The organism is Paraburkholderia sp. UYCP14C, assembly GCF_004197395.1.
GTDB lineage: Bacteria > Pseudomonadota > Gammaproteobacteria > Burkholderiales > Burkholderiaceae > Paraburkholderia.
This window is the reverse complement of record NZ_SELS01000103.1, coordinates 1-15,928: the sequence shown is the minus strand read 5'-3', so window position 1 is coordinate 15,928 and position 15,928 is coordinate 1. Positions and strand designations below refer to the sequence as shown.

14 protein-coding genes are annotated in these 15,928 nt (G+C 57.7%); 5 read left to right on the top strand and 9 right to left on the bottom strand.

Features of this window, described 5'->3' with window-relative positions; genetic code table 11:
* Positions 1-110: 110 nt before the first annotated feature.
* Positions 111-305, bottom strand: a complete 195-nt coding sequence (locus EVC45_RS41170) for an AlpA family transcriptional regulator (RefSeq protein ID WP_129963829.1) — start codon at positions 303-305, stop codon at positions 111-113.
* A 684-nt stretch (positions 306-989) separates the two neighbouring features.
* Here EVC45_RS41170 and EVC45_RS41165 point away from each other — a divergent pair.
* Both EVC45_RS41165 and EVC45_RS41160 read left to right on the top strand, forming a co-directional pair.
* On the top strand, positions 990-1,340 hold the full coding sequence (locus EVC45_RS41165) for a hypothetical protein (RefSeq protein ID WP_129963828.1): 351 nt from the start codon (positions 990-992) through the stop codon (positions 1,338-1,340).
* A gap of 9 nt (positions 1,341-1,349) precedes the next feature.
* Positions 1,350-2,765 carry a caspase family protein gene (locus EVC45_RS41160; protein ID WP_373683120.1) on the top strand — a complete coding sequence of 472 codons (1,416 nt, stop codon included), beginning with the start codon at positions 1,350-1,352 and terminating at the stop codon, positions 2,763-2,765.
* Here EVC45_RS41160 and EVC45_RS45940 read toward each other — a convergent pair.
* Positions 2,762-2,914: a hypothetical protein gene (locus EVC45_RS45940; protein ID WP_168991642.1), complete on the bottom strand. Its 153-nt coding sequence runs from the start codon at positions 2,912-2,914 to the stop codon at positions 2,762-2,764. The two genes, EVC45_RS41160 and EVC45_RS45940, sit on opposite strands and share 4 nt — an antisense overlap.
* A gap of 66 nt (positions 2,915-2,980) precedes the next feature.
* Between EVC45_RS45940 and EVC45_RS41155 the strand changes: the two genes are divergently transcribed.
* Complete coding sequence (locus tag EVC45_RS41155) at positions 2,981-3,499, top strand: hypothetical protein (protein WP_129963826.1); 519 nt, start codon at positions 2,981-2,983, stop codon at positions 3,497-3,499.
* 691 nt (positions 3,500-4,190) lie between these two features.
* Here EVC45_RS41155 and EVC45_RS41150 read toward each other — a convergent pair.
* The 5 genes from EVC45_RS41150 to hsdR all read right to left on the bottom strand — a co-directional run bounded on the left by EVC45_RS41150 (position 4,191) and on the right by hsdR (position 11,825).
* A complete protein-coding gene (locus EVC45_RS41150; protein ID WP_129963825.1) occupies positions 4,191-5,669 on the bottom strand; it encodes a hypothetical protein in 1,479 nt (492 codons plus the stop codon).
* Complete coding sequence (locus EVC45_RS41145) at positions 5,666-5,866, bottom strand: AlpA family transcriptional regulator (RefSeq protein ID WP_129963824.1); 201 nt, start codon at positions 5,864-5,866, stop codon at positions 5,666-5,668. Before EVC45_RS41145 ends, EVC45_RS41150 begins: the two co-directional genes overlap by 4 nt.
* A 416-nt stretch (positions 5,867-6,282) precedes the next feature.
* Complete coding sequence (locus EVC45_RS41140; protein WP_129963823.1) at positions 6,283-7,995, bottom strand: restriction endonuclease subunit S; 1,713 nt, start codon at positions 7,993-7,995, stop codon at positions 6,283-6,285.
* Complete coding sequence (locus tag EVC45_RS41135; protein WP_129963822.1) at positions 7,992-9,461, bottom strand: class I SAM-dependent DNA methyltransferase; 1,470 nt, start codon at positions 9,459-9,461, stop codon at positions 7,992-7,994. Before EVC45_RS41135 ends, EVC45_RS41140 begins: the two co-directional genes overlap by 4 nt.
* Positions 9,462-9,479: 18 nt before the next feature.
* Positions 9,480-11,825: an EcoAI/FtnUII family type I restriction enzme subunit R gene (gene hsdR, locus EVC45_RS41130; protein ID WP_129963821.1), complete on the bottom strand. Its 2,346-nt coding sequence runs from the start codon at positions 11,823-11,825 to the stop codon at positions 9,480-9,482.
* A gap of 391 nt (positions 11,826-12,216) precedes the next feature.
* Between hsdR and EVC45_RS41125 the strand changes: the two genes are divergently transcribed.
* The gene (locus tag EVC45_RS41125) at positions 12,217-12,588 is read left to right on the top strand and encodes a hypothetical protein (RefSeq protein WP_248295462.1); all 372 of its coding nucleotides are present in this window, start codon (positions 12,217-12,219) and stop codon (positions 12,586-12,588) included.
* On the opposite strand, the gene EVC45_RS41120 is transcribed toward EVC45_RS41125, so the two are convergent.
* The gene (locus tag EVC45_RS41120) at positions 12,585-13,595 is read right to left on the bottom strand and encodes an integrase (RefSeq protein ID WP_129963820.1); all 1,011 of its coding nucleotides are present in this window, start codon (positions 13,593-13,595) and stop codon (positions 12,585-12,587) included. The genes EVC45_RS41125 and EVC45_RS41120 overlap by 4 nt on opposite strands.
* 405 nt (positions 13,596-14,000) lie before the next feature.
* Here EVC45_RS41120 and EVC45_RS41115 point away from each other — a divergent pair, with 405 nt between their 5' ends.
* Entirely contained in the window at positions 14,001-14,939 is a 939-nt protein-coding gene (locus EVC45_RS41115; RefSeq protein ID WP_129963819.1) for a class I SAM-dependent methyltransferase, read from the top strand.
* A 63-nt stretch (positions 14,940-15,002) separates the two neighbouring features.
* Here the strand turns inward: EVC45_RS41115 and EVC45_RS41110 are convergent, their stop codons facing one another.
* The gene (locus tag EVC45_RS41110) at positions 15,003-15,842 is read right to left on the bottom strand and encodes a hypothetical protein (RefSeq protein ID WP_129963818.1); all 840 of its coding nucleotides are present in this window, start codon (positions 15,840-15,842) and stop codon (positions 15,003-15,005) included.
* Between the last annotated feature and the right edge of the window lie 86 nt (positions 15,843-15,928).

The window sequence follows — 15,928 nt, the reverse complement described above, 5'->3', positions numbered from 1 at the left end:
TCTTCAACATCAACTACTCCAGTTTGGATCACACGTTTTACCCCAACTCTGTGTCCAGAAAAACCGGAGCCGCCGCACTGAGAGCGCGGCGTGTTCCAGTTCTGTCGTGCTCATGCTGCGCCCTGCTCCCGCTGTTTAGCCAAATACGCCTCGACGTCGGCCGCCGCCCACGCAGCCGCGCGGACGCCCGGGATTTTCTTCTGTGCCGGAAACAGCCCGGCCACCATTAGCCTGTAGATCGTCCCTCGATGAAGGCTGGTCAGACGCACCACCTCCGGAAGACGCATTACGCGATCACCACTCATACAAAGCCTCTCTCGTACTAGTTGAGTCCTCATCTTCGTGTCACGACCGACGACGAGCAGCGACAACCAGCAACGAGATGCGACAAAAGTTGCTTTGCTGCGACGCGCTCCAAGCGCCAACAGATTAAGAGTCTGGTGCGCTTACGCCGCTACGCGTTAGCGGGCGGGGCGCAGCGCAAGACGCGTCGCAATCCGGGCGCACATAGGGCGCACGAGAGAATCGGCGACAGCACGACGTTTCCCGCGTAGGTCGGGCGTGCAGGCCTTGGCCGACGATCGCTAGCCCCCAACCCCAAGCAGCCGTTAGACGTGTCGATCGCCGAATGGCCGGTTAGGGATTGTTGCCGCCGATAGCAAAATGAAAGAGTTGCCGACACGCCGATGACCCGGGGGGCGAGCTGACAGATGCAGCCCATTCTGAGACGCGGTCGACATCGGGCCAGGTCACGTGAATCTCGGCCTCCTGATCAATATTGAGTCGGCGACAACATTCAAGGGATCTCCTCACCCTGCTTTGTCCTTCGATCCTTGCGGGGGCTCCGTGGCCAACCATAGCGCTCCCAGATTTTAAGAAGCCGCAGAATCCAACCGTTCGCTATATTGAGTATTGAGAGGAAGCGCGCGAAGGAACATCTTCAAGGTAAGCGAACCTTTTCGTCTTTTTATTCATCGTTGAGGTGTTCCGTGGAAAAAGCAACGTTGGTGCTAAAGGTAGGTGGCGTAACCTCCGACAAGGAAAATGAGCTGACGAACAGCCTTATCGAGGATCTGAACAGAGAGGTACGCGGAATCGACTTAGATCGCAAAAAGGAAGATTCCGATTCGCTGGATCCTGGAACGATAATCATTGCGGTTATCGGGACTAAATTTGCAGCGGAGCTTGTAAAAACACTCAAAGAATGGTTAATGCGAGATCATAGCGCCACATTGAAGATTGGCAGGCAAGGCGAAATCGAGATGAAGGGCGTCTCGCCCGATAACCTTGCAGAGATCGTGAAGTTAAAATTAAGCGGGTCTTCCGTATCAAATAAGTAGGCGGCGCCCGTGCATAGCGCAAAGTCATGCGTCGTCCTGCTCGGCGCGAGCATGTATCCGGATTATACGGATCTTAATAACCCGTCGCTGTTAAACTCCGCGATGGCGCTGAAGAAATATTTTCTAAAGACGGCTGAGATGAACGTTGAACGAAAACATTTTCTCGATCTTTATAATTCCAAGGAAAATAATACCCGGCAAATGCAATTAATGGGCGAGCATATAGAACGTTTTAATCATGACGCCGGCGACGAACTTCAGAACGTGTTTATCATTTATCTCGGACACGGCCTGCCGCAGTCCGGGACGACTTCTCTTTCAATTGCAGCGACGACAAAAAGCGCAACGTCGCTAACCGCTCTTAAGGTGCAGGACCTTGCGGATGAACTCAAAAAGCTGGCCGCGTGGTCTCGGCGCTTTGTGATTCTCGATTGCTGCTATGCGGCAGGCGCACTGAAAGTCTTCCTGGATGAGGACGGCGGGCTCGTGCAAACGGCAGAACAGGCCTTCGATACGCATGAAAGAGAGGATGAACAGGAAAATCCAACCCGGGGTACGACAGTCCTTTGTGCTGCAGACAAATATAGTAAAGCCAAGGCGCCGTCCGGCGAGCTTTACACCCTCTTTTCCGGTCTTTTGCTGGACGTCTTGCGAAACGGAAAATCGGGTGGTCCGAGTTTGATGACGTTCGGAAACATCGTTCAGATCATTTCGGACAAGCTTCGCAAGATGCACGAAGGTCCCACACCAGTACTGGTATCGCCGGATCAGACTGAGGGCGACCTCGGGCACGTCTTGCGTTTGTTTCCGAATCCGGCACAAGGACAGGAAAAAAAGATCGAGAACAGATCGATTTTTGGACAACAGATATCTAAACCAAATAATCTCGGAACCAAGGTTTTTTTGGGGACAATGTTAATCGCTTTTTTGTGGGGAATCGGAGGATTCACCTGGATGATTTTGAAGGGCGGCTATTTTCGTGACAACGTGATTAACTCCAGCAAAGAGGAGCCACGCACTACCGTTGTTTTAGGTTCCTCGTCATCAATCCCACCCAGGGTGGCCTCTATTGCTGGCAACCGATTGCTTGTATGTCAGCCTACTGAGATGTTAAATGGTCGTGGAACGCTTCTTGTAGCCACTCCGTCGATTAATATTTCTGATGGAAAAGCAAAGCTATCATTCTCTTCGAAATCTACGGGTTATTGTGCGCCGAAGGGTAATGAGGCCTCAAACTTAATGTTTCAATTAACGCTTGGCGGGGCCGCACTGACGCCTTTTCAAAATGCGGAGCCTGCATGGGTCGCTGACAGATTAACGGTGACGCCTCACGTCGTCGATGTGACTGATAGATTTGCTCCTGCATACTGGGAGAAGGCTGATGGTTGTGAAATAACGATGCCCGGCGAGGCCCATTGCGATTAGGTCGCGTTCAGCGCCCGGGTTTCCGCGCGAATCGCTTCGTGAGTTTCTTCCACCGTATCGAGCAGCCGGCCAAAGCGGACTGGCGCCGAAGGCCTGAAGGTCACGTCGATGTTGAACTTCTTGCTGACGCTTGGCTTGATTTCGTGCACGTCATCAAGTCGCCGCTGAAAGTCGGTCAATGGTGATCGGGAAGCGCAGCAATGAAGGACGATTTCATGGACATCAACACACTCCTCGATCACATCACCGCCGCGCTTGGAGCGATCAAAGCGCCGCGGTTCTACGAAACCGAACGCGGATTTCAAGGCGAATTGCTCGCCGAGCTGAAGAAAGCCGTCCCGGTGGATTTTCTGCCCGGCAAGGCCATCATCGAGCAGGAATACCAGAAACAGTTCGAGAGTCACGGGCTGAAGATCCGGCCAGACATCATCGTTCACGAGCCCTTCGACGAGGATCGTCACTCTTCAAGACGTGACGGAAATATCGCCGTTGTCGAGATCAAACTCGCGGCGTCCCAAAGGCAGGCCGCCGGAGACTTTGAGAGTCTGATCCGGATGATCGAGCTCCTGAACTACCCGCTGGCCATCTTCATCAACATTGCCTCAGAAGTCACGCACTCCGATCTCGTTCCTGCCAGGTGGCGGGAACGGATCGTCTGTTTTGCGGTGAGGTTACGGGACGGCGAGCCTCATGTACGCCGCTCCGATGGCAGGTCCAAATTACCTATCAGTTGAAGGTCGGAAGTCCGGTTCATCTTCGCAGATTACCCAAGACGTCGATGGTACTTGGCCAGCATACTTGCCGTGACGTCTTGACAAATTTAGCCTGGATGTCCTTATCGGCGCAGCATTCTTTCGGCATTTTGGGCGAACCAGCAACTGCTGAAAACGTCGCGCGTTCTGGGCATGGGATCCGTCGTTGGTTGTTGATGCACCGATGACCAAATGGCAGAAAAGCAACGTTCAACTTGCGAATCGAATGGCCGCTTGCTGAGCGGATCCGACGTCTGAACGTCCGACCGACGATGCGCCCGAATGACGCTTCATGGCCCGAACTCAGCCGCCTGACTTGCCTATCGCCGTCAAGGGAGGCCGGCGATTGAAGGAGCCGCGCGACGCTGCGGATATTTGAAATGACGCTCCCTACGCATCTCGCATCAGACAAACAATCAGTTGCGCGAGCCGCCCGGCGCCTTCGTCGGCGACGGTTTGATGGATAGCTCGCACGAGCCTGGGCGCAGGTCGGGCGCATGTAAGGACAGTCGCACGACGTCGCGAGGTAGACAAAGAAAAGCCGCCGGGCGCAGTGTCGAAGCGCCGCTGGCCTTGTGTTGCGTCATTACACCGACGAGCTGCTGCCCGTTGTCGGTCATAACAAGATCAATGCTATTCTGGATGTACCGCCGCCACCGTGCCCCAGCGGAGACTAGCCATTTGCAAGCCCCGATTTTTCCGCATTGGCGGGGCTTTGCACGCCCGCGCCCGCCGTGACCCGTTTGATGAACCCATTGCCCCGCTCGAGCTTGAGCGTCTGGAACAGGCCTTGATACGGGATATAGTCGAGATCGACGGCCACGACATAGAACATTGATGAGAACGATCCGCGCACGATCCGCACATAGCTGCCTGGCTTGACCGTCTCATTCGCGCGGATCCGCGCCGTGCCGCGCTCGAGCAGGACATTGTCCTTATTGGATGCGACGACGATCGCCCGTCGGTTATTGACCCAGTTCATCATGCTGGCGTTGCGCGTCGCCTGCTGCGGCGCCGGTTGCCCGCTCGCCATCGTCGACACGTCATTGCCACCTTGCTGCGTTTCCGTCTCCAGCAGGCGGACGCCATAGAACTGCTCTGCCGAGTTGGGATATTGACCAAGATCGACTGAGGCCGGATCGGCGCCTACCGCGAATTGCGAGCGATAGATATCGCTCACGAGCTCGAAGCGCGGCGCGCGAGTCCAGTAGTAATTACTTACGTTCGCGTCGCTGCGCGATACGTTGAGCGAGATCACATCCTTGGCATCGATATCGACCGGCGCCAGGTTAGGCGCGTCCGGCTGGATGAGCGTGCCGTTGATGTCCTTGAGGGGGTTCGGTCGATAGACGCAGTAGACACCGTCCTCGCGGTCTTCGAGATAGAGCTCGTTGAAAACGCCGACGTCGCCGAAATAGGAGAGTAAGCCATAGATGGTGCCCTGCTGGTTTTGCGCACCCCCGACGTCGACGACGCCATTGGCGACTGACACGTCGAGCTTGATCGCCGTCGGATTCGGCGAATTCGGCGGCATCAGCGAACTCAGGAACGGATTGATGAGGCTGTTCACCACCTCCTGAACAAACGCGCCGGCCGTCATGCCCGTCACAAAGCCCACCCCGAAGCGCTCGTATAGCTTGAACGATGAAAGATAGTTTTCGCCGACAACATAGCCCGGCATGTACTTGATCTGCATGATCTGCCAGAGCTTGCCCATGTCCTGCCCGCCGATCGTCACCGTGCGCATCGGCTTGCCATCGTTGCCCATCGCCTCATTGCGCGAAATCTCGGAGACAAAACCACGCATGAGGATAGGTGGCTTGGTCGGATTGCCCGTCGACGAGCTGGGCAAGTTATGCCGCATGCGGATCTCGACGAAGTCCATCGGCTCGATCAGACCATACAGTGACTCGAACGAGTCGCCCTGCGTGTAGGGCTGATCCGCCAGCGTCAACGACCATCCGCCCGCTGGCTCGCGAACCGACCTCGATACGAGCAGGCGCCCGCCGTCGCCCATGAACGGCGTAAGCTCGATCGTCTTGTTCGTGTCGAGCACGCGTTGCGAGACCGGCGTCTGGCCGTCGACAGTCTGACGTCCGATCGTTTTGAACAGCGTGATTCGGACGTCAGGCGTATAGAGTTGAATGTTCATTTCGCGGCCTCCCCAGCGGGACGACGCAACGCGATGAACGCGTTCACGTCTTCAAGCCGCCACGCGACCGCGCGCACTCTCAGCACGACTGGACGAGGAAACTGCCCCGAACGAATGAGGTTGTAGATGCTGGACTTGCTCAGCCCGACCGCAGCGACGACTGCGGGCAGGCGCAAAAGTTGATTCGTACCGCTCATATGGGTCTATCCCTCGTGTTGGATAGACCCATTTTTGCGTCACGACTTTGGCCCGTGTTGGCCGTCTTTGGCCTTCTGTGAACGAAGATGTAAGAGCGAAAAAGGGCGCCACGTGGCCCGCTATGCGTTCTGTTGGCCTGCCAGTAGTTACGCGACCGGTACCGCCGTACCGGCGGCCGCCGACGTCTCCACCTTGGCCTATTGTCGCGTCACGATCGGCCGGCGCGCACGCTGTGCTAACAGACTACGAATGTGCTCGGCGACGGGCCAGAACCGCCGCCAGGCTTGTTTGACGAAGGCTCCTCGAAATCCAAGGGCGCACGTCGGGCCCAGCGATATTTGCTCATCAACCGTAGCTGATGTATCCGCCAATTTCGAGCCGCAGCAACTGGCAGACGCTCTCCGCACAACCCTTCTCAAGCGGCCGCGGCGAATTCGCCCTTGTCCTCCTGCGACGCCGCAACCTGTTCGACCATGGCTTCGGAAAAGCGGGCTTGGCAAGTCTGCCCCGCGGTCAAGCGCGCGCGCAGGGCACCGCACAGATTACGCAACTCTTCCACTCTCGAGACGATTCGGAGCATCTCATTGCGCGGAGGTACCGGAATTAGAACGTTATTCAAGATCTCCAGATTTATATTCTTCTGTGCCGTCGACGGAGCAAAGGCGGTTAGATCGTCTTTTGCCGTTTCGATGAACGTCAAGAGATAGCGGCCGTCCACAAGCTCTCCGATTGGGACGAAGCCGACTACGCTATCGGGGAAGCACGCGTCAAACCCTAGGATTGCTGAGTCAGCAATATTCGCTGCGATGGTGATGCACAGCGTTCCAGCAGGCCAGAGCTTGCTCTGAGCCAAACCAGACTCACTGTATTGAGCGTTGAATCGTTCGATCACGCGATCCGCCCGAGCGACGTCACCGGTCTGTATTAGCGGATAAACGCCGGGGCTAAACAGCGTGGGGTCATTCCGCGGTCGATGTTTAGATTTCCCCCTTCCAAATTCCCCAAGTTCCGGAAAGCGCGCCCAAGTCCATCCTGCGGGCAATTCAAACGGAGCGTCGTCGTCCGATATTACCGGTAGCTCCTTCTCCCGCTTGATCTTGCCCTCGGCAATCAACCGAGCTTTCCTCGATTGAATCTCGGCGAGAAGTGCTCTTGCGGGGGTATCTGCCGGATCCTGCGGCACGAGCAAGCCACGCACAGCCATGCGTCCTATGGCACGCTCGAGCGCATCGACCGCTTCCGGCCGGTCGAGCAGCAGGTCGAAGTGCGCGGCGACGCGGGCCCAGTTTTCCGCGAGCGCATGAGCCGATTCGCTCGCGGCCAGCGGATCGAACAATGCTGCGGTCAGACGTGCGTGCTGCTCGGACTCCAGTCGGCCATGGGTTTCGAGTTCGTCGCACAGCTTCATCAGTTCATCGACTTTGGCGATGATCCTCACTTGCTCCGCCGCGGGCGGCAGCGCTATCACGGACGCGATTATCTTTTCGCGAGAGATATTCGGTTGTGCGCCCCCCGCGCCCAACCCGATGAAGTATGAACGCATCGACCTAAGTAGCAACAAAAGATACCTGCTGTCCAAGCCAGTGAATGGTGTACAGGCGCAAACGGCTTGATTGGTAGTAGCTGGCGAACTCAAGATCGCAGTCTTGCCGATTGTTGCGCCGTACATCGCGACGAGTACGTCGCCCGCCTTGTTGAGGCGAAGGGAGCAGTCATTCAGCGCTGCCTGGGTGATAGTTTCTTCCGATCGCGACACGTAGTCGGACCTCAATTCCCCGGACTTAAACCAAGGGATACCACCACCGTAATACTCAGGGTTGCTGCGCGCGGGCGTTGCTCCCGCGCCCCAATCTCCTACTTGCCCCAACCGAGCCCATTGCCAGCCAGCAGGTAGCTTGAACAAGCTGCTGCCGACGACGGATGCAACCTTGCCGCGCCGCAGACGGCCATCGCGAATTGCGCTTTCGCGCTCGGCGTTCATTTTTTCAAGCAGCGCGCTTGCAGGCTCCTCACGTGAGTCCTGTGGCACGAGCTTGCCCCGCACCGCGAGTGACAAAACCAACTCGCGCAAAAGCGGGACGCCATCTGACGCGGTTGCCAACAGCTGGAATCCTTCACTAAGCTTCACGCCCGGCCCTCCAGCGCGTCCGCCAAGATGCCCTTGAGCTTGTCACGCAACACCCGCGCCTCGGCGGTCAGTCGTTGATACTGACTCAGGAGCTCGTCCGGATCATGGCTAATTTCCTCGCTTCGATGCGGATTCTTCTGGTCGAGGTTGTAACCATTGGCCTTGATAGTGGCAATGTCCACCTTCCAAGCAAATTCGCTCTCGACGCGGTTGGCGAAGCCATCGGCCTCGCTGCCCCACCACGCCTTCTCCGTCCCAAATTCCTCGATACGGACTGGCTTGGTTTTCGAATAGCTCTTGTAACCCGCCGGGTACGGGTGTTCGTAGTACCAGACCGACTCGGTCGGTGCGCCCTTCGTGAAGAACAGCAGATTGGTCCTGATACCGGTGTACGGTGCAAACACGCCGTTCGGCAGTCGCACGATCGTGTGCAGATTGCACTCGGTCAGCAGCTTTTCCTTGATGCGGGCCTTCACGCCGTCGCCAAACAGTGTGCCGTCCGGCAGCACGACGGCAGCGCGGCCGTTGTGTTTCAGCAGTTCGATGATCAGCACGAGAAACAGGTCAGCGGTTTCCCGCGTGCGGACGTCCGCCGGATAATTGCCCTCGATGCCTGGCTCCTCGGTACCGCCAAACGGCGGGTTGGTCAGGATCACATCGACCATGTCGCGCGTGCCGTAGTCAGACAGCGGCCGGGCCAGGGTGTTGTCGTGACGGATCAGCGACGGCACTTCAATGCCGTGCAGCATCATGTTGGTCACGCACAGCAGGTGCGGCAGCTGTTTTTTTTCGACACCGTTGATCGCGTTCTGCACCACGACGTCGTCCTCGACGCTCCTGCGCTGTGCTTTCAGGTGCTCGAGCGCGCACGCCAGAAAACCGCCGGTGCCGCACGCCGGATCCAGGATTCGCTCGCCCAGCTGCGGATTGACCTGGTCGACCATGAACTGCGTCACCGCCCGCGGGGTATAGAATTCGCCCGCGTTGCCGGCGCTCTGCAGATCCTTCAGGATCCGCTCATACAGGTCGTTGAACAGGTGACGGTCGGCGCGGTTGTTGAAGTCGATCTCGTTGATCCGGTTGATCACCTGCCGCAGCAGCTGGCCGGACTTCATGTAGTTGTACGCGTCGCTGAACACCTCGCGGGCCACGAAGCCGCGCGCGTTACGCTGCGGATCGGCATTGAGTGCCTTGATCGACGGGAACAGGTCAGTATTGACGAACGTCAACAGCTCGTCACCGGTGATGCCTTCCGGGTCGGCCGCCCAGTTGCGCCAGCGCAGCCGTTCGGGCAGCGGCGACCGATAGGCGTCGCGCATCAGTTCGAGCTCGGTTTCCTGGTCGTCGAAAATCTTCAGGAACAGCAGCCAGGTCAGCTGCGAGATCCGCTGCGCGTCGCCGTCGACGCCGGCGTCCTGGCGCATGATGTCCTGCACGGACTTGATAAAGGTGGAGCTGATAGTCATGAGTAAACCGGTGAAACCTTATTGATAGAGCGAGCGTTCGAGCTCGCGGATCGCAGCCTGATACTGGGCCCGGCCGCCGAACGCCTGGACGAGTTCGACCGGCGAGCCGAGCTGGTCGAGCGGCGCGAGCCGCAGTACCTCTGGGCGCTCGATGTTTTCGATGCCGTCGTCGGCATATTTCTCCAGCAGCGCCTGCAGCACCTGCCGCGCGGTGTCGCCGTACTTGCCGAAATAGTCGCGCTTCCTGACATTCTCGGCGCGTTCCCGCCGCGTCAGCGGCTTTTGGCCAAACGCGATATGGCAAACCAGGTCGAACGGGTCGAGGTCCTTCCCGGCTTCCTTCGCCAGTTCGTCGAACAGCACCCCCTGCTCTTCCAGCTCGGCGACGATCGCTTGTTTTTTGTCGGCGTCGTTCCACGCCTGCAAGAACGCATCGAGCGAGACGAAGCGCTTGCCAATTTGAATCCGCGTGAAATCGCGCAGCGACTCCGTAATCAGCTTGCCGTCTGGACCTAGATACTGGACGCGCTCATTGATGACATACACGGACACTGCATCGATGACGTACTTAGTTCGGCCGGTGCCGGGCTCGTCGGGCCCGTCTGGGAGGTCACCGGTTTTCCCGTCTGGACCGACAGGAACGTCGCCCGACGCATCGCCCTCCTCTTCCGGCGGCACAACGGGTTCGTCCGGCTCGGGCTCGAACACCACAACCGGGTCACCATCGAAGGCCGGGTCGGCAAACAATTCTGTCGCTTTCTTGAAGTCCAGAATGGTAAACCACAGCTTGTCGTACTCTTCGTCGATCCGCGTGCCGCGACCGATGATCTGCTTGAACTCGGTCATCGAATTGATCGTGCGATCAAGCACCACCAGCTTGCAGGTCTTGGCGTCGACGCCGGTCGTCATCAGGCGCGAGGTAGTGGCGATCACCGGATAGGCTTTCCGGGGATTGATGAAGTTGTCGAGCTCAAGCTTGCCCTCGACGTTGTCGCCGGTGATCTGCATCACGTACTTCGGGTTGGCACTAGCCAGGTCGGGGTTCGCATTGATCAACGCCTGGCGCATCCGGGCCGCGTGGTCGATGTCCTCGCAAAACACGATCGTTTTGGCCATCCGATCAGTCGCGTGCAGGAACTCGGTGATGCGTTTTGCCACCGCTTCATCGCGGCGCGTCAGTACCAGCGACCGGTTCATGTCCGACTGGTTGTAGATCCGATCTTCGACGAGCTGCCCGAACTTGTCGACCATGCCACTGGTCGGTCGCCAGCCGAGGTCCTTGTCGAGGTCAACGCGAATCACCTTGTACGGCGCAAGAAAGCCGTCCTCGATGCCTTGCCGCAGCGAGTACGTGTAGACCGGCTCTCCAAAGTACGTGATGTTCGACACCTCTGTCGTTTCTTTCGGCGTCGCGGTCAGACCGAGATGTGTCGCGGAGCTGAAATAGTCGAGAATCTCGCGCCAGGCTGAGTCCTCGGCGGCACTGCCGCGATGGCACTCGTCGATCACCACCAGGTCGAAGAAGTCCCGGCTGAACTGGCGATAGATGTTTTGTGTCTCTTCCGTGCCGGTCACCGCCTGATATAGTGACAGGTAGATCTCGTAGGACTTGTCGACGGACCGGTTTTCGATCTTCGTCATCGCCCCGCCAAACGGCTTGAAATCGTTCGTCTTCGTCTGATCGACCAGAATGTTGCGATCGGCAAGAAACAGGATGCGCTTCGCGGATCGCGCTTTCCAGAGCCGCCAGATGATCTGGAAGGCGGTGTACGTCTTACCGGTGCCGGTCGCCATCACCAACAGGATCCGCGACTGGCCCCTCGTGACCGCTTCAATCGCGCGGTTCACTGCGGTCAGCTGGTAGTAGCGCGCCGGTTTGCCCGGGTAGTAGTCTTGCGCATAGACTGGCTCCGTCTCCGGGGAGATGCCCTTCCACGCCAGGTAGCGTTGCCACAGCTCGGTGGGTGACGGAAACTGGCCCAGCGCGATCTCACGCTCGAGCACGCCGTCCTGCAGGGTCTTGTCATGCCAGACAAACCCGTCGCCATTGCTGGCGAAGGCAAATGGCACATCGAGCATCTCGGCATAGGCGAGTGCCTGCTGGATGCCGTCGCGCACCGTATGGTTGTTGTCTTTCGCCTCGACGATGGCCAACGGAATCCCCGGCTTGAGATACAGCACGTAGTCCGCACGGCGGATCGTCTTCTCGTCGCGTTTTGCCTTGTTGCCCCGGACCACCACTCGCCCCGCGGTCAACGCGACTTCCTCGCGTAGCTGCGTCTGCAGATCCCATCCCGCGTCTATCAGCGCGGGGGAAATGAACTTGCTGCGGATGTCCTGTTCGGAAAGCGCTTTTTTATTCATTTTTTCGGTCTTATGTCTGCGATAAGGCTATATACCGATCATCTGTGGCGCCAGTCCGCGATCCTGCTCCGATGCGCTGGTCATCATATGACTCTAAATAGCAAGGGCTGCTCCGGGCAGCAGCACGGTATTCCCCATACGGCATCCGAGATTATCGTTCACTCCTCGCAAAACATGAAATTTCACTTGCGCCCGAATGCGCCCGACGCTGGCGTCCTTCGCGTTGCAACGCCCAGCAGCCGCCCTTCCGGCGACTCGCTAACAGACTTTTGGTGTGTTGAAAAATTTCTTTTAAAACAATGACTTGAGTCGAACGCCGCGCTGGAGTAGACTCCGCTCACAAATCGCTCCAACACCCGCCAGAGCGTGCAAACCGGGAAAACAGACAGGCATGACCGACGCGACACTTGAGGAGACAGACCTCGTTATCGACTGGAGCAAGTACGGCCGCTCGCCGAATGGCGAAGCGTCCGCTGTCGTCCGCCTTATCGAGCGCGTCGACAGGCTTATCGCGGTCCTGGAAAGGCCAAATGCGGAAGAGACGCTATGGAGCGCCGAACAGATCGCGCAATGGCTCGGACTCTCGAAACAGACAGTCGAATTGCGCGTGGTGACGCGGCCTGGGTTCCCGTCTGCACTGCGCCCGGTCGACTCGAGGCAGGCGCAGCGCCGCTGGTTCGCGAGCGACGTAATGCAGTGGGCGCGCAGCACTGCCGGCACGATCCCGGCGTCGCGCCCCGGCCGCCGGCGCAAGCCTGTTTAATCGAGGCGAGCCGCCAATTCTGCGGCTGTCTCGTCGTAGTAGATCATCAGAGATTGGATGTTGCGGTGGCCGATCATTTTCGCGAGCGCCGGCACGGTCAGCTTTCGCGACAACCGCGTCGTGGCCTCATGCCGCGAGTCGTGAAAATTGAGATCCGCAAACTCCGGCTTTTTCTCGGCAACCTTTCCTCGAACTTTTCGCCACAACGCGTCGACGCTGGCCTGCGCAACCGGGAAACATCGCGGCTCGTCCTTTGTCCGCGTCAGGCGATTAAGCAGCGCAACCGCCCGCGTCGATAACGGTACGTCGCGCGCATCGCCGTTTTTTGACCTAGGGATGTGCAGATACTTCTGCGGCAAATGTACATCTCTCCAGATTGTGCCGATGATTTCCCCCTGACGCATCCCCGTCTCGATAGCCAGTAGGAAGGCAAGCGCCGTGTACTGCTGCGCAGTCTTGATCGGGCCATCGTCCGTTAGACCGAGCGCCTTAGTGATCACCGCTGCGTCCTCGTCCGGCACGCGGCGCCGGCGCGGTGGCGGATCCTTTGGCCGCTTCACTTCGTGAACGGGATTCGTGTGTATCCACTTCCACTCTTTGCACGCCGCCTCGAAGACAGCGGAGAGCAGGTTGAGATCGCGATTCACGGTGGAGTTCTTGACCACTTTCAGACGCTTGTCGCGCCACGCGGTGATCTGCTCGGGTTTCACGTTCCGAATGAGTGTGCCGATGAAGTCCAGTTCATCCCGGAAGAAATCCAACCGCGTCTTGTTCCACTCGTGCTTGCCCTTCTCAGGTGATACCTTCTCTAGGTATTCATCAAAGGCATCTCCGAGTGTCTTCTGGACTTTGGAATACGACCGCCGTTGACCGGCGTCGATTTCCGCCTCAAGCTTCGTCGCCCACGTGACAGCCTCAGCCTTCGTATCGAATGTCTTCGATTCCCTGACGCCGCCCTTCGCGACTTCCGCGCGCCACGACGTGCCGCGCTTCCTGAATGTAGCCATAGCCCCTTTGTCTTGGCGTAAATTTGGCGTAAATGGTACAGGAAGTTTGCTGGATTTTGGAGAATTAAGGAATCGAATCCGTATCCTTCAGTCGCCCAGAAATCCGCGCCCACAAAGGATTTGAAGAACTTCTATAGAAATTGAATGACTTTGCAGGAATCACATCGGATTCCTGTCAGGGGGACCAAGCAGAGCCCAACCGGCTTCCAGGTTCGCTCATAAAAAGCCCCGTACGCGTCGCGCTGCGGGGCTTTTTGTTGCCGATCTGCTTTCCACGCAGGACCAAAGCGCCCACTGCACCTCACGCGAACCACCCATTCGAAAACAGCAAAAAACCAGCCGCTCCCTGAAATCTCAGATCGCTATAATCGGCGAGCCGAATTCGAAACGATTCCGAGGACCGACATGGATCAAGCGCTTGAATGCGTTACCGCGTTGAATTTTTGCGAGCAGGCCTATCTCGCGGCAAATCCGGACGTCGCTGAGGCTGTCAGGCTCGGCGCATTACGATCGGGAAGATCGCATTTCGAAGTATTCGGCATCTCCGAAAGTCATCGCAGGCAAGATGCACAGGTCGCCGCTCAATCCAGGCTGGAACGAAGAAAAAGAATCGAGTCTGTCCTTCGCACCGATATGCCATTCAGTGACGACGGAAAGTTTTTCGATTTTTTGTCGCCCGATCTGCGCTCCCAGTTCGACATTTACGACTCGGAACTGGCAGGAAGCAATCTGTACGATCAGGACGCGCTGAGTATGATCGAGCGCCATCCGTCGGGGATCGTTCTGGATTGTGGGGCCGGCAGCCGTCCCGCGGTCTACGAAAATGTGATCAATTTCGACATCACCAACTATCCCTCAACCGATGTGCGAGGAGTCGGCGAAGTTCTGCCATTCAAAGACGCATCGTTCGATGGCGTGTTGTCGCTGAATGTCCTCGAACATGTGAAGGACCCATTCACCGCTGCCAAGGAAATTCTTCGCGTGTTGAAGCCGGGAGGCGACCTCGTCGTGGTCGTTCCGCTCACCCAACCCACTCACGGCTACCCGCATCACTACTACAACATGACAGCGGAAGGGATTCTCAATCTCTTCGGATCCGCGATCAAAGCCGAACGCGTGTACGTGCCGGAATCGACCACGGCCATCTGGTCGATTTACTGGATCATGAGCGAATGGGCGGAAGGTCTCGACGAAGATGCGCTGAAGGAATTCAAGGCGCTCACGGTCGAAGAAATTCTGCAGGGACCGCCGACGTTGCTGAATCGATCGTTCGTGAAGCAGCTAAGCGCAAAAAAGAATCTCGACATTGCGAGTTCGACGACCGTGATTGCAAAACGCGTCTGAGACGCGCGCCCCGAAGCGGCCAACTTCCTCCATGAAGAACCCGCAAGTCCAACCACGGCTCGATTATTTTGGCAGCGGCCGATGGACACTCTGCTCGTATACCGAAGGATCGACGACGTTCATCTGATCCTTTGGGCGTTCGCCGAAAACGCGCTCGAAGTCTTCGGCACCCAGAATGTCGGCAGCATCGCGGAGAAAAGACGAATAGGCCTGGTTCAGCTCCGAGGCCGACGGAGCATCGCTGCCCTGCGGCGCGTATTGCAAGCGCTCGACCTGCACCATGAACGCGCGCCGATGCGCCATCAACGACTTGATCTTCGCATCCGCATCGGGCCCCTTCAAGGTCGCCTGAAGATGCTGCTGAAAATCGTCGACATCGGATTCCTGATGTCCTGGCTTCATGGCATTACTCCCGCTTGGTGTCGAGCACTGAATCTTTTTGCTCGCCCATGCAGCATGCTGCTTGCCGTATGTTCCGAAGATCGCATTGCTCAGCCAGTAACCCCTGGACAGGCGGACCGTAACTGGAGCCACTCCACCGCCGCCGGTCGACCAAAGAATCTGGTTCGACAGCTGATGGCATACGCCATCGCGACCATAGCTGAATATCGTTCCACGAGCGGCCGGATCGATGCTCGAGTCCACATCGGGCTTACATAGACAACTAGCATAAAGTAGATTCGCCCCGGCGGAAGCCAAAAAACCATCCGCGCTGACCGGCGTCCCACCTTGGGCGTGGAAGCTGCCCCAGCTGTACCAATAGTGCTCTCCAGCGATCAGGACATCCGCCAGCGCCGGGTAAATCTTCACGCGGCTGTCGTAGGTCGTCACCCATGTGTGGTCGACCACGGAATCCTGGAAGTACGCCGGAACGGACCATGCGAACAAGGTAACGGCGCTCATTGCTTCACCTGTATCGGCTCCGGTTGTCTGGACAAGCTTTTGCAGCTCAGGCGGCCAGCTTCATCAGCCTTTCCTGACGGGCTTCG

Coding starts and splice junctions, on each gene's coding strand:
- EVC45_RS41170 (WP_129963829.1), bottom strand. CDS start 305: ATGAGTGGTGATCGCGTAATGCGTCTTCCGGAGGTGGTGCGTCTGACC.
- EVC45_RS41155 (WP_129963826.1), top strand. CDS start 2,981: ATGGACATCAACACACTCCTCGATCACATCACCGCCGCGCTTGGAGCG.
- EVC45_RS41150 (WP_129963825.1), bottom strand. CDS start 5,669: ATGAACATTCAACTCTATACGCCTGACGTCCGAATCACGCTGTTCAAA.
- EVC45_RS41145 (WP_129963824.1), bottom strand. CDS start 5,866: ATGAGCGGTACGAATCAACTTTTGCGCCTGCCCGCAGTCGTCGCTGCG.
- EVC45_RS41135 (WP_129963822.1), bottom strand. CDS start 9,461: ATGACTATCAGCTCCACCTTTATCAAGTCCGTGCAGGACATCATGCGC.
- hsdR (WP_129963821.1), bottom strand. CDS start 11,825: ATGAATAAAAAAGCGCTTTCCGAACAGGACATCCGCAGCAAGTTCATT.
- EVC45_RS41125 (WP_248295462.1), top strand. CDS start 12,217: ATGACCGACGCGACACTTGAGGAGACAGACCTCGTTATCGACTGGAGC.
- EVC45_RS41120 (WP_129963820.1), bottom strand. CDS start 13,595: ATGGCTACATTCAGGAAGCGCGGCACGTCGTGGCGCGCGGAAGTCGCG.
- EVC45_RS41115 (WP_129963819.1), top strand. CDS start 14,001: ATGGATCAAGCGCTTGAATGCGTTACCGCGTTGAATTTTTGCGAGCAG.
- EVC45_RS41110 (WP_129963818.1), bottom strand. CDS start 15,842: ATGAGCGCCGTTACCTTGTTCGCATGGTCCGTTCCGGCGTACTTCCAG.